Consider the following 12,998-nt stretch of genomic DNA (forward strand, 5'->3'; position numbering starts at 1 on the left):
GTTACAGTATTACAGATGCTGTCAATCAGTAATGCAGATTCGGACGTCGGCGAGCGGATCCTCGCCGCCGCGGCCAGCTGCGTGCGCGACTACGGCATCGACCGGGTGACGCTGGCCGAGATCGCGCGCCGGGCCCGGGTCAGCCGACCGACGATCTACCGGCGCTGGCCGGACAGCGACGCGATCCTCGCGGCCCTGCTCACCCGCCGGATCGCCGAGGTGGCGGCCGAGGTGCCCAAGCGGGGCGCCGATCGCGCGGCGATCGTCGGGCGGATCGTGGCGGTGAGCCAACGCCTGCGCGACGACGAGCTGCTGATGGCGGTCATGCATTCCGCGCCCGAATTCGCGATGACCTACATCACCGAGCGCCTCGGCACCAGCCAGCAGCGGCTGATCGACGCACTGGCCACCGACCTGATGGCCGCCCAGGCGCACGGCAGCGTGCGCGCCGGGGACCCGCGTCAGTTGGCCACCATGATCGTGCTGATCACCCAGTCGACGATCCAGTCCGCGCAGATTGTCGAACCGATCCTGGCCGCCGATGCGCTGGCGGTCGAGTTGTGCCACGCCCTGAACGGATACCTCCAGCCATGACCAGCTACAGCGCCCTCAACGCCGACCGGCGCCGCACCGAGTTGACCGAACTGGCCGACGGGCAGGTGCCGGACGTGTTGGTGATCGGCGGCGGCATCACCGGCGCCGGCATCGCCCTGGACGCCGCGACCCGCGGACTGAGCGTGGTGTTGGTCGAGCGCCACGACCTCGCGTTCGGCACCAGCCGGTGGAGCTCCAAGCTGATCCACGGCGGGCTGCGCTATCTGGCCACCGGAAACGTCGGGATCGCGCGCCGCAGTGCGGTTGAGCGCGGGATCCTGATGACGCGCAACGCACCACACCTGGTCCGGGCGATGCCACAGTTGGTGCCGCTGCTGCCCACGATGGGGCGCGCCGAGCGCGCGCTGGTGCGCACCGGATTCCTCGCCGGGGATGCGCTGCGCCGGCTGGCCGGCACCCGGGCCTCGACGCTGCCCCGCTCCCGCCGCATCGGCGCCGAGGAGGCCGTCCGACTTGCCCCCACGGTGTCGCGCGAGGGCCTCGACGGCGGATTGCTGGCCTACGACGGCAAATTGATCGACGACGCGCGGCTGGTGGTGGCCGTCGCGCGCACCGCGGCCCAGCACGGCGCCCGCATCCTGACCCGCGTGGCGGCCGCCGAGCTCACCGGCCGATCGGCCCGCTTGACCGATGCCCTCACCGGCCAGTCGTTCGACGTCACCGCGCGCGCGGTGATCAACGCGACCGGGGTGTGGGCCGGCGCGCTGGACTCGTCGCTGCAGCTGCGGCCCAGCCGCGGCACCCACCTGGTGTTCGACGCCGCCGCCTTCGGTAATCCCGTTGCCGCCCTGACCATCCCGATCCCGGGTGCGCTCAACCGGTTCGTCTTCGCCATGCCCGAGCAGCTCGGCCGCGTCTACCTCGGACTGACCGACGAGGACGCCCCCGGCCCCATTCCCGATGTGCCGCAACCGACCGCGGCGGAGGTCGACTTCCTGCTCGACACCGTCAACACCGCGCTGGCCACCAGGCTGTCGACGGCCGACGTGCTTGGCAGTTACGCGGGCCTGCGGCCGCTGATCGACGCCGGGGCGGGCAGCACGGCCGACATCTCGCGCAACCACGCCGTCATCGACGCCCCCTCCGGCGCCATCAGCGTTGTCGGCGGCAAGCTCACCGAGTACCGGCATATGGCCGAGGACGTCCTCGATCATGCGGTCGCCGCGCGCGGACTCGCGGCCGGACCCTGCCGGACGCGCAACCTGCCGCTGCTCGGCTCGCCGGCCAACCCGGGTGCCCGGATCGCGCAGGCGCCCTCGGCGCTGCCGTCGTCGCTGGTGGCCCGCTACGGCGGGGAGGCCGCCAAGGTGGTCGTGTCGGCGACCTGCGAGCGCCCGAACGACCCGGTCGCCGACGGAATCGATGTCATCCGAGCCGAATTCGAGTACGCCGTGACCCATGAGGGGGCGCTGGACGCCGGTGACATCCTGGACCGGCGCACCCGGATCGGCCTGGTGCCCGCCGACCGCGAGCGCGCCGCGGCGGCCGCGCAGGAGTTCGTGGGCGGCTGAGCGCCCGTCAGCGCGCCGGTTCCGAGTCGTACGCGCCGCGCCAGACGTCGACGGCCTCCTGGACGGGGATGCTCAGCGCCTCGCACACCCCGACGATCGTCCCGAACCCCGGGCTGGGCATCCGGCCGACCTCGATCTTGCGCAGGGTCTCCGGGGAAATCCCGGCGGCGCGGGCGACGACGCCCGGGTCGCGGCCGGCCCGCGCGGTCCGGATCAAGCTGCCGAGGCGCTGGCCTGCCAATAGTTGTTCGTGCGTGAGGGGTTCGCGGACCATGCCGAAATCGTAGCGGTATTTGAATACCGCCGGTGGTAGCGTGCGTCGGTATATAAATACCGACAGAAATGGGTGCGCGTGATCGAACTGAAGACCCCGAGCGAGATCGACAAGATGGCCACCACCGGCCGCTTCGTTGCCGAGACCCTGGCGGCGCTCTCGGAGCGGGCCGCGCCCGGCGTGAACCTGCTGGAGCTCGAACAGCAGGCCCGAAATCTGGTCGAGCGTCGCGGTGCGGTGTCCTGCTATTGGGACTACGCGCCGTCCTTCGGTAGCGGCCCGTTCCGCAACGTCATCTGCCTGTCGGTCAATGACGCTGTCCTGCACGGTCTTCCGTTCGACTACGTGCTGCGGGACGGGGACCTGCTGAGCATGGACTTCGCGGTGTCGATCGACGGCTGGGTCGCCGACGCCGCGGTGTCGGTGTCGATCGGAGCCGGGTCGGCCGCCGACGCCGAGCTCATCGGCTCCACCCGGGAGGCGTTGGCGGCGGGGATCGCGGCCGCCGTGCCCGACGGCCGGCTCGGGGATATCGCCGCGGCCATCGGCGGCGTCGCCCGCCGCTACGGCTACCGGGTGAACGACGACTTCGGCGGACACGGGCTGGGCCGGACGATGCACGAGGATCCGCATGTGCCCAATCGCGGGAAGGCCGGTCGCGGTCTGCGGCTGCGACCGGGCATGACGCTGGCGTTGGAGCCGTGGTGGTCGGCGACCACCGAGAGAATTGTCTTCGACCCCGACGGTTGGACGTTACGGATCGCCGACGGGTCCCACGGGGCGCACTACGAGCACACGATCGCGATCACCGAGGACGGTCCCCGGGTGCTGACCGCGCTGGAGTAGCAGCCGAGCGGGATTACAGCGGGATGTTCTTGTGCCGACCGCGGCGGGCCGGCGCCTCCGCCAGGGCCTGGGTCAGCACGCTTCGGGTCTGCGCGGGGTCGATCTTGGCGTCCACGACGCCGATCTCGATGGCGCTGTCCACGCCGCCGGCGATCCGCTCGTGCTCGAGCGCAAGTTCCTCGTGCAACGCGTCGCGCTCGTGGTCGGGGGCGGCCGCGAGCTTCCTCTTGTGCAGGATGCCGACCGCGGCCTTGGCGCCCATCACGGCGACCTCGGCGTCCGGCCAGGCGAATACCTTGGTGGCGTTGAGGGACCGCGAGTTCATCGCGATGTAGGCGCCGCCGTAGATCTTGCGGGTCACCAGCGTGACGCGGGGGACCGACGACTCGCCGAAGGCGTGCAGCAACTTGGCGCCGCGGCGGACCACGCCGCCCCACTCCTGATCCACCCCGGGCAGGTAGCCGGGCACGTCGACGACGACCACGAGCGGAATGCCGAAGCCGTCGCACAGGCGCACGAAACGCGCTGCCTTCTCGGCGCTTTCGGAGTTCAGGCAGCCACCGAGGCGCAGCGGGTTGTTGGCCAGCACGCCCACGGTGCGGCCGGCCAGCCGGCCCAGGCCGACCACCATCGACGGGGCCCACTTGGCCTGGAATTCCTCGAACGGCGCATCGTCGTCGAGCAGCGCGTTGATCAGCGGGTGCACGTCGTAGGCACGCCGCGCGGATTCGGGCAGCAGCGCCTTGAGGTCGGTGTCGCCGGCCTCGGCCTTGCTGCGGTCGAAATGGCCCTGCTGGCAGAAATAGCTGACCAGGCGACGACCGCGGGCGTAGGCGTCGAGCTCGTCGTCGGCGACGATGTGGCACACGCCGGACTTGCGGTGGTGGGTGTCGGGGCCGCCGAGGCTGGCCATGTCGACGTCCTCACCGGTGACGCTGCGCACCACGTCGGGGCCGGTGACGAAAACCCGGCTGTCCGGCGCCATGATGATGACGTCGGTGAGCGCCGGTCCGTAGGCGGCGCCGCCGGCGGCGAACCCCACGACCACCGAAATCTGCGGGATGTAGCCGGAGGCGCGGATCATCGCCTCGAAGACCAGGCCCACCGCATGCAGCGCCTTGACGCCCTCGGCCAGCCGCGCCCCACCGGAGTGCCAGATGCCCACGATGGGACTTTGCTCGGCGATCGCGAGGTCGTAGGCGTTGACGATGTGGCGGCAGCCCTCGACGCCCATCGCACCGCCCATCACGGTGCCGTCGGTGCAGAACGCAATGGTCCGCACACCGTTGACGGCGCCCGCGGCGGCCAGCACACCCGAGCGGTCCCTCTCGTGCAGCAGCTCGACGCTGCCGTCATCGAAGAAGGCGGACAGTCGCAGCAGGGGATCGCGTGGATCTAGCGACTCGTTTACCGCTTCGGGGGCCATGGTCGTCATGTGTGTCTCCTAAGCCTTTCGTGGCTCTAGTACTTGCCGAAGGCGAGTGCGACGTTGTGCCCGCCGAATCCGAATGAATTGCTCACCGCGTAGCGAAAATCGCCGCTGCGCGGCTTGCCCGCCACCACATCCAGATCGATCTCGGGATCGAGATTCTCCAGATTCAAGGTGGGCGGGATGATGCCGTCGCGCAGGGCGAATAGCGTCAGGATGGACTCGACCGCACCTACCGCGCCCACCGAGTGGCCCAGGGCCGACTTCGGTGCGTACACGGCGGGGCGGTGACTGCCCATCGCGTTGTTGATGGCCCTGCCCTCGGCCACGTCACCGACGCTGGTGGCGGTGGCATGGGCGTTGATGTGATCGATGTCGGTGGGGGACAACCCGGCGAGTTCGATCGCGCGGGTCATCGCGTAGCCCGCGCGCTCGCCGTTGGGGTCCGGGGCCACCATGTGGAAGCCGTCGGAGGTGATGCTGGCGCCCATCAGGCGGCCCAGGATTTTGGCGCCGCGGGCCTTGGCATGCTCCTCGGTCTCGATCACCATGAGCGCGCCGCCCTCGCCGAACACGAAGCCGTCGCGGTCCTTGTCGAACGGTCGGCAGGCGCCGGCCGGGTCGTCGTTGTTGGTGGACATCACGATGCGCATCTGGGCGAAGCCCGCGATCGGCACGGCCTCGATCTTGGTCTCGACGCCGCCGCAGATCGCGATGTCGGCCTCGCCGAGCACGATGTTGCGCCACGCCTGGGCGATGCCCTCGGATCCGGAGGCGCATGCCGAGACCGGGGTGATGACCCCGGCCTTGGCGTGGCGCTCCAGGCCCACGACGGCGGATGCGCCGTTGGGCATGTACATCTGAACGACCAGCGGGGATACCGCCCGGATGCCGCGTTCGCGCATGCCGTCATAGGCGAACACCAGGGCTTCGGAACCGCCCATGCCGGTCCCGATCGACACCATCAAGCGAGTGGTGTCGACCTCGGGGGAACCGGCGTTCTCCCATACGCGACGGCCGAGCACCGTCGCCATCCGTTGCAGATAGGACATACGCCGCAGCTCTACCTTGGTGAGCTCGCTGTCAAAATCTTCGAGCAGGTGCCCCCCGATGCGCACCGGCAGGTCGTACTGTTCGACGAACGGATCCTCGAGTCGACGGATGCCGCTTTGACCGTCCAACAGTCCTTTCCATGTTGACTCCGCGTCGGTTGCCAACGCGGTCGTCATTGCGATGCCGGTGACAACAACGTTGGGGAGACCGTTTCCAGTAGTCGCTCCCATGCTGCTGCGTATGCCCCTTCTGCTGATACCGACCTGGTCGGATGGCCGGATTCCTACGCGGTTCGCTGCGCAAGCTCCGCGAACCGCTCCGTCATCCGGCTAGTACTTCCCGAAGGCGAGCGCGACGTTGTGCCCGCCGAAGCCGAACGAGTTGTTGATGGCGTATTGGTAATCGCCATAGCGGGGCTCGCCGGCCACGATGTCCAGATCGATTTCCGGATCCGGAGTCTCGTAGTTGAGGGTTGGCGGGATGACACCGTCGCGCAGTGCCAGCACCGTCAGCGCCGATTCGAGCGCGCCCACCGCGCCGATCGAGTGGCCCAGCGCCGACTTCGGCGCATAGACCGCGGCGTGACCCACTCCGGCCACGCGCAGCGCGTTGGCCTCGGCGGTGTCACCGATCGGGGTTGCGGTGGCGTGGGCGTTGACGTGTTGGATGTCGTTGGCCGACAGGCCAGCGGTCTCCATCGCGCGCAGCATCGCCTTGCCGGCGCGCAGGCCGTCCGGCGCCGGCGCCACCATGTGGTAGGCGTCCGACGTGATGCCTGCACCCATCAGTCGGGCCAGCGGCTTGGCGCCGCGGGCCAGGGCATGCTCTTCGGTCTCGATGATCAGCAGCGCGCCGGCCTCACCGAACACGAACCCGTCGCGGTCCTTGTCGAACGGACGCGAGGCACCGGCCGGATCGTCGTTGCGGGTGGACATGGCGCGCATCATCGAGAACGCCGCGATCGGCAGCGCCTCGATGGCACCTTCCACGCCGCCGCAGACGGCGAAGTCGGCGTCACCCATGACGATCTGCCGCCAGGCGTGGGCGATGGCCTCCGAACCCGAAGAGCAGGCCGACACCGGGGTCATGACCCCGGCACGGGCACCCAGCTCCAGGCCGGCGACCGCCGCGGCACCGTTGGGCATGATCATCTGAACGGCCAGCGGGGACACCTTGCGGGGCCCGCCCTCGTTCATCAGGTCATAGGTTTCGACGATCTTCTCGCCGCCACCGAGCCCGGTGCCGATGACCACCGTGAAACGCTCCGGGTCCACCTCAGGTGTGCCTGCGTTGTCCCAGAGTCGACGGGAGAGCAGCTTGGACATCCGCTGCACGTAGGACATGCGGCGCATGTCGATTCGCGTCATGTGGTCGTCGACGTTGTCGACCAGGTGCCCACCGATCCGCGCGGGCAGGTCCCACTTGGCGACCCAGTCGTCCTCGAGTACGCGGATGCCGCTCTCGCCGGCCAGCAGGCCCTTCCACGTGCTCTCGATGTCCGCGGCAAGCGCCGTGGTGGCCTCCACGGCGGTCACCACGACGTTGGGGAAACCGCCGTTAGCAGTGGAAGGTCTGGTCACTGGCTGAACTTATCGCGAAGGGCAGCAGCGGCCTCGGGGTTCTCTTCCTCGAGCTTCTGGATGTAGGAGACGACGTCACCCACGGTGCGCAGGCCGGCGAGGTCCTCGTCGGGGATCTTCACGCCGTACTTGTCCTCGGTCTGAACCGCGATCTCCACCATCGACAGCGAGTCGATGTCCAGGTCGTCGACGAACGACTTCTCCGGGGTGACCTCGGAAGGCTCGATACCGGTTACCTCTTCGATGATCTCGGCGAGACCGGCGATGATTTCTTCTTGGCTAGCGGCCACAGTGTGGCTCCCTTCATTCTTTCTAATGTCCCGAGAACGGATGCGCCACGGGGTTCGTGCGTATGTGGTTGTACCGGTGAACAGTTCGCGTTACAGCGCAGCGAGTCCGTCCAGGTCTGCGGGGGTCTTGACGGCATGCGTCGGGACACCCCGAAGTTCGCGCTTGGCGATGCCGACCAGGGTTCCGGCGGGCGGGAACTCCACGATCGCGCTGAGTTGCCGGTCGCGCATCGTCTGCGTGCACAGATCCCAGCGGACCGGCTTGGTGAGCTGGGCGACCAGCTTGGTCATCGCATCGGCGGCCGAGCTGACGGGCCGGCCGTCGGCGTTGCTCAGCAGCGTGACGCGTGACGTCGCGGCGTCGCCGAAAATATCGGTGGTCTGCACCGCGGCCGCGGCGGCCGAATAGCCGTCGGTGGCCGAGGCCATGAACTGCGTGTGGAAGGCGCCGGCGGTGGCCAGCTGGCGCACCCGGGCCTTGGCCGGGGGGTTCTCCGCGAGCTTGGCCAGCGCCTCGACGCGGCCGGCCGCGACGATCTGACCGGCGGCGTTGCGGTTGGCCGGGACCAGGTCGAGATCGGCGAGGGCCGACAGCACCTCGGCCTCGTCGCCGCCGAGCACCGCGGCCATGCCGGTCGGCTCGTCGTTGCAGGCCTTGGCCATCTCTGCGCCGCGGGTGGCGGCCAGCTTCACGGCATCGTCGGCACTGATGATCCCGGCGATCGCGTACGCGGCGATCTCGCCGACCGAATGACCGGCGACGATCACCTCGGCCGTGGCCAGCAGGCCCCGGCGGGTCAGTTCTTGATGCGCCAACAGCGTGGTCGCCACGACCAGGGGCTGGGTCACCGCGGTGTCGGTGATCTCCTCGGCGGTGGCGGTGGTGCCCAACCGGGCCAGGTCCAGGCCGCTGATCTGCGACCAGGCGGCGAGCTGCTCGGCCGCCGCGGAGGCACCCTCGGAGGGCTCGAGCCACGGGGTCAACATTCCCGGGGTCTGCGAACCCTGCCCGGGAGCGAGCAGCGCAATCACAGGTGTCGGTTCAGGCACATGTCTAAGAGAACACTGTGAAGCCGCATTTGCGGGGTGTAAGACATTATGAACCTTGTCTTATGTTTTTGTGGAGAGCCTACAAAACGGCACGTGATGCGACGTCATCGAGATCAGACCGCGACCTGTTACGCCTGCTGGCCGCCGCCGAACGCGTCCATCGCGACCGTGGTGAGGTGCTTCACTGCGCTCTTTGACATGCGTGGAGGGTGTGACTGGGTGGTCAGCCGACCGACCGTCGCGGCCACCCGTAGCACATACGCGTCCCGCGGCGCGGTCGGATCGCGACCCGTGAAATCGGCGATGCGCTTCAGACGGTAGCGAACGGTATTTGGATGAACGAACAACTTGCGCGCGCACGCTTCGATCGCACCGCCGGAGTCGAGATAAGCGTCCAATGTCTCGGTCAACGCCGGACCCGCGTCGGCCAGTGGTCGCATCACGTCGGAGTGCAGCGTGGCGATGGCGGATTGATCGCCCATCAGGGCGCGTTCGGGCAGGAGTTCGCGCGCCGAGACCGGCCGCGGCGCCGCCGACCAGCCGGCCACCGCCGTCATTCCGGAAATCGCTTCACTGGCACTGTGATACGCGGCGATCAGCGACGGCGCGGTGGGGCCGACCACGACCGGCCCGGTCGAGAATGCGGTCAACAACTCGGCAAGGAATTTGTCCGTAGGGGACAACGGCCCCGACACGATCGCGACCAGCCAGGTGCCGTGGATGTCGGTCAGCGCGGCGCGACCGTGCCGCAGGGCGGCCTCGCGGATGTCCTGGCTCGCCACGTCGACCCGATCCTCCGGCGGGGTCCCCACCACGACCGTGGCCGGCGCGTTGGTGTCCCAGTTCAACGCGGCGGCCCGCGACAGCAAATCCTGGCCGGTGTCGCCGCGCACCACGGCGTCGACGACGCTGGCCTCCATCCGGCTGTCCCACGAACCCCGGGCCTCGGCGGCATCGGCATAGGCCTTGGCCGCTGCGAACGCCAGATTGCGGCTGTAGCGCAGGATGCCGATGGTCAGCGCGATGCGCTGCTCGTCGTTGCGCGCCAGCATCGGCACGACTTCTTCGAAGAACTCCATCGACACCCGCACCATGTCGACGGTCTGCCGCAGGGCGATGTGCCGGGTCAGGTCCTGAGGCACCAGCGCGAAGGCCTCCGCGGTGTATCCGACGTCGCTGTCCGGGTCGTGCAGCCACTCGGCGAAGTTGACCACCGCCGTCTGCAGCACCAGTTGCACGCTGGCGCGCTGCGAGGCCTCCAGGCCGGCGAAGAACGGCAACCGCTCCTGCATGGCCTGGGCGGCGTCGGTTGCGAGCCGGCCGGAGTGCTGCTTGAGCCGGCGGCGCAGCGAGTCCGGCACGTTCTCCAGCAACTCCTGCGGAGAACGTGCCGGCTCGAACGACACCACGGATTTGTCGGTCATCCCTAAAACTTACGCCGTTTTTCTGGCGGAAGCTCCAAATTCGGCCGGTTCGACGAGCGGTGTAGTTCCGCGAGGAAGAGGCCGGGCGGCAATTGAACCGATCACTAGGCGCTGCCGGTGTCCTTGAACGAGACGCCGGCGGCGAACACATCGTCGATCTGGTACTGCTTGGCGGCCGCCACGCTGACCGACGGATCGATCTCACCGTCGCGCGCCAGTGCCGCGAGCACCGCGACCACGACGGACTCGGCGTCGGTGTTGAAGTACCGCCGCGCGGCCGGGCGGGTGTCGGAGAAGCCGAACCCGTCGGTGCCGAGCGTGACGTAGGTGTTGGGCACCCACGGCCGGATCTGTTCGGGCACCGCGCGCATCCAGTCCGAGACCGCCACCACGGGCCCGTGCGTGTTTCTGAGCGCCTGCGTCACATAGGCCTCACCGGCCGGTTCGCCAGGGTGGCGCAGCCGGCGCTTCTCCAGTTCCACGCCGTCCCGGTTGAGCTCACCCCAACTGGTCACCGACCAGACGTCGGCGGCCACGTCCCACTCGGCGGCCAGCATGTCGGCCGCGCGCAACGCCTCCGGCATGGCCACCCCCGAGGTCAGGATCTGCGCGGTGCTGGTGCGCCTCTCGGTGGCGGCGCGGTAGCGATAGATGCCGCGCAGCAGCCCCTCGGGGTCGAAGTCCGCCGGCTCGGCGGGCTGCACGTAGGGCTCGTTGTAGATCGTCATATAGAAGAAGACGTTCTCCGGGTCCTCGCCGTACATCCGGCGCAGACCGCTTTCGACGATGTGGGCGATCTCGTAGCCGAACGCCGGGTCGTAGGCCACCACGGCCGGGTTGCTGGAAGCCAGCAGCAGCGAGTGGCCGTCGGCGTGCTGTAAACCCTCGCCGGTGAGCGTGGTGCGGCCCGCGGTGGCGCCCAGCACGAAACCGCGGGCCATCTGATCGGCCGCGGCCCAGAATCCGTCGCCGGTGCGCTGGAACCCGAACATCGAATAGAAGATGTAGATCGGGATCATCGGCTCGTTGTGCGTCGAGTACGACGTGCCCACCGCGGTGAACGAGGCCGTCGAACCGGCCTCGTTGATGCCCTCGTGCAGGATCTGGCCGATCTCGCTCTCCTTGTAGGCCAGCATCAGCTGTGCGTCCACGGAGGTGTACAGCTGCCCGTTGCGGTTGTAGATCTTGAGGCTCGGGAACCAGGAGTCCATCCCGAAGGTGCGGGCCTCGTCGGGGATGATCGGTACCAACCGCGGCCCGATGTTCTTGTCCCGCAACAGTTCCTTGAAGGTCCGCACGGTCGCCATCGTGGTGGCGATCTCCTGCTGTCCGGAGCCCTTCTTCAGCGGCTTGTAGGCGTCGGGGCCCGGCAGCGTCAACGCCTTGCTCTTGACCCGGCGCTCGGGCAGGAAGCCACCGAGCGCGCGGCGACGGTCCAGCAGATAGCGGATTTCCGGGGCCTCCGGGCCGGGGTGGTAGTACGGCGGCAGATACGGATCGCGTTCGAGCGCCTCGTCGCTGATCGGGATGCGCTGGGTGTCGCGGAAGTCCTTGAGGTCCTGCAGCGCAAGCTTCTTCATCTGGTGGGTGGCGTTGCGACCCTCGAAGTGCTTACCGAGCGTGTAGCCCTTGATGGTCTTGGCGAGGATCACCGTCGGCTGGCCCTTGTGCTGCAGGGCGGCGCGGTAGGCGGCATACACCTTGCGGTAGTCGTGGCCGCCGCGCTTGAGGTTCCAGATCTGGCGGTCGCTCATCTGCTCGACGAGCGCCTTGGTGCGCGGGTCGCGGCCGAAGAAGTGGTCGCGGACGTAGCCTCCGTCGTTGGCCTTGTAGGTCTGGTAGTCGCCGTCGGGCGTCGAGTTCATCAGATTGACCAGCGCGCCGTCACGGTCGGCCTGCAACAACACATCCCACTCGCGACCCCAGACCACCTTGATGACGTTCCAGCCCGCGCCCCGGAAGAACGACTCCAATTCCTGGATGATCTTGCCGTTGCCGCGCACGGGGCCGTCGAGTCGCTGCAGGTTGCAGTTGACGACGAAGGTCAGGTTGTCCAGCCCCTCGAGCGCGGCGACGTGCAGCAGGCCGCGGCTTTCGGGCTCGTCCATCTCCCCGTCGCCGAGGAAGGCCCACACATGCTGGTCGGTGGTGTCCTTGATGCCCCGGTCAGCCAGGTAGTGGTTGAACCGGGCCTGGTAGATGGCGTTCATCGGGCCCAAGCCCATCGACACCGTCGGGAACTGCCAGAAGTCGGGCATCAGCCGCGGGTGCGGATACGACGGGATGCCGCCGCCGGGGTGACTGTGCTCCTGGCGGAAGCCGTCGAGTTGGTCGGCGGTCAGCCGGCCCTCGAGGAAGGCGCGCGCATAGATGCCGGGGGAGGCGTGGCCCTGGATGAAGATCTGATCGCCGCCGCCGGAATGGGACTTGCCGCGGAAGAAGTGGTTGAAGCCGACCTCGTAGAGCGCGGCCGAGGAGGCGTAGGTGGAGATGTGGCCGCCCACTCCCACGCCGGGGCGCTGGGCGCGGTGCACCATGATCGCGGCATTCCAGCGGATCCACGCGCGGTAGCGCCGCTCGACATCCTCGTCGCCCGGAAACCACGGTTCGAGTTCGGTGGGAATGGTGTTGACGTAATCGGTCGAGGTCAGCGCGGGAATCGAGACACGCTGCTCGCCGGCGCGCTCCAGCAGGCGCAGCATCATGTAGCGGGCCCGGGCGGGTCCCGATCGGGCCAGCATGTCGTCGAAGGATTCCAGCCACTCACCCGTCTCGTCGGGGTCAATGTCGGGCAGGTACGAGGCCACGCCTTCCCGGATGACTCGGACGCGATCGGGTTCACCTGCGGTGCCGGAGTTTTGGGCCAGGTCTTGGCGCACGAACTCGGTCGTCAACGCAACACTCCTTGATAGGCGACGCGGGGATT

General features: G+C 68.5%; 11 protein-coding genes. 3 read left to right on the forward strand and 8 right to left on the reverse strand.

Annotated elements, in window-relative coordinates; genetic code table 11:
- Positions 1-15 precede the first annotated feature (15 nt).
- Positions 16-594: a TetR/AcrR family transcriptional regulator gene (locus tag RCP80_RS09940; RefSeq protein ID WP_308482167.1), complete on the forward strand. Its 579-nt coding sequence runs from the start codon at positions 16-18 to the stop codon at positions 592-594.
- Positions 591-2,126 (forward strand): glycerol-3-phosphate dehydrogenase/oxidase, encoded by a 1,536-nt coding sequence (locus tag RCP80_RS09945; protein WP_308482168.1) that lies wholly within the window; start codon positions 591-593, stop codon positions 2,124-2,126. Before RCP80_RS09940 ends, RCP80_RS09945 begins: the two co-directional genes overlap by 4 nt.
- Before the next feature lie 7 nt (positions 2,127-2,133).
- Here the strand turns inward: RCP80_RS09945 and RCP80_RS09950 are convergent, their stop codons facing one another.
- On the reverse strand, positions 2,134-2,400 hold the full coding sequence (locus tag RCP80_RS09950) for a helix-turn-helix domain-containing protein (protein WP_308482169.1): 267 nt from the start codon (positions 2,398-2,400) through the stop codon (positions 2,134-2,136).
- A gap of 78 nt (positions 2,401-2,478) precedes the next feature.
- Here RCP80_RS09950 and map point away from each other — a divergent pair, with 78 nt between their 5' ends.
- A complete protein-coding gene (gene map, locus RCP80_RS09955) occupies positions 2,479-3,246 on the forward strand; it encodes a type I methionyl aminopeptidase (protein WP_308482170.1) in 768 nt (255 codons plus the stop codon).
- A gap of 13 nt (positions 3,247-3,259) precedes the next feature.
- Here the strand turns inward: map and RCP80_RS09960 are convergent, their stop codons facing one another.
- The 7 genes from RCP80_RS09960 to aceE form a co-directional block, all read right to left on the reverse strand.
- Positions 3,260-4,681 carry an acyl-CoA carboxylase subunit beta gene (locus RCP80_RS09960; RefSeq protein WP_308482171.1) on the reverse strand — a complete coding sequence of 474 codons (1,422 nt, stop codon included), beginning with the start codon at positions 4,679-4,681 and terminating at the stop codon, positions 3,260-3,262.
- Positions 4,682-4,707: 26 nt separating this feature from the next.
- Positions 4,708-5,958 (reverse strand): 3-oxoacyl-ACP synthase KasB, encoded by a 1,251-nt coding sequence (gene kasB, locus RCP80_RS09965; protein WP_308482172.1) that lies wholly within the window; start codon positions 5,956-5,958, stop codon positions 4,708-4,710.
- Positions 5,959-6,057: 99 nt separating this feature from the next.
- Positions 6,058-7,308: a 3-oxoacyl-ACP synthase KasA gene (gene kasA, locus RCP80_RS09970; protein WP_308482173.1), complete on the reverse strand. Its 1,251-nt coding sequence runs from the start codon at positions 7,306-7,308 to the stop codon at positions 6,058-6,060.
- Positions 7,305-7,598, reverse strand: a complete 294-nt coding sequence (gene acpM / locus RCP80_RS09975; protein WP_308482174.1) for a meromycolate extension acyl carrier protein AcpM — start codon at positions 7,596-7,598, stop codon at positions 7,305-7,307. The genes kasA and acpM overlap by 4 nt, the downstream gene beginning before the upstream one ends.
- 90 nt (positions 7,599-7,688) lie before the next feature.
- Positions 7,689-8,630, reverse strand: a complete 942-nt coding sequence (locus RCP80_RS09980; protein WP_308482778.1) for an ACP S-malonyltransferase — start codon at positions 8,628-8,630, stop codon at positions 7,689-7,691.
- A gap of 146 nt (positions 8,631-8,776) precedes the next feature.
- Positions 8,777-10,072, reverse strand: a complete 1,296-nt coding sequence (locus RCP80_RS09985) for a PucR family transcriptional regulator (RefSeq protein ID WP_308482175.1) — start codon at positions 10,070-10,072, stop codon at positions 8,777-8,779.
- A 104-nt stretch (positions 10,073-10,176) separates the two neighbouring features.
- Positions 10,177-12,966, reverse strand: coding sequence for a pyruvate dehydrogenase (acetyl-transferring), homodimeric type (gene aceE, locus RCP80_RS09990; RefSeq protein ID WP_308482176.1), 2,790 nt, complete (start codon positions 12,964-12,966; stop codon positions 10,177-10,179).
- Positions 12,967-12,998 lie beyond the last annotated feature (32 nt).

This window comes from Mycolicibacterium sp. MU0053 (assembly GCF_963378095.1).
Classification (GTDB): Bacteria; Actinomycetota; Actinomycetes; order Mycobacteriales; family Mycobacteriaceae; genus Mycobacterium; species Mycobacterium burgundiense.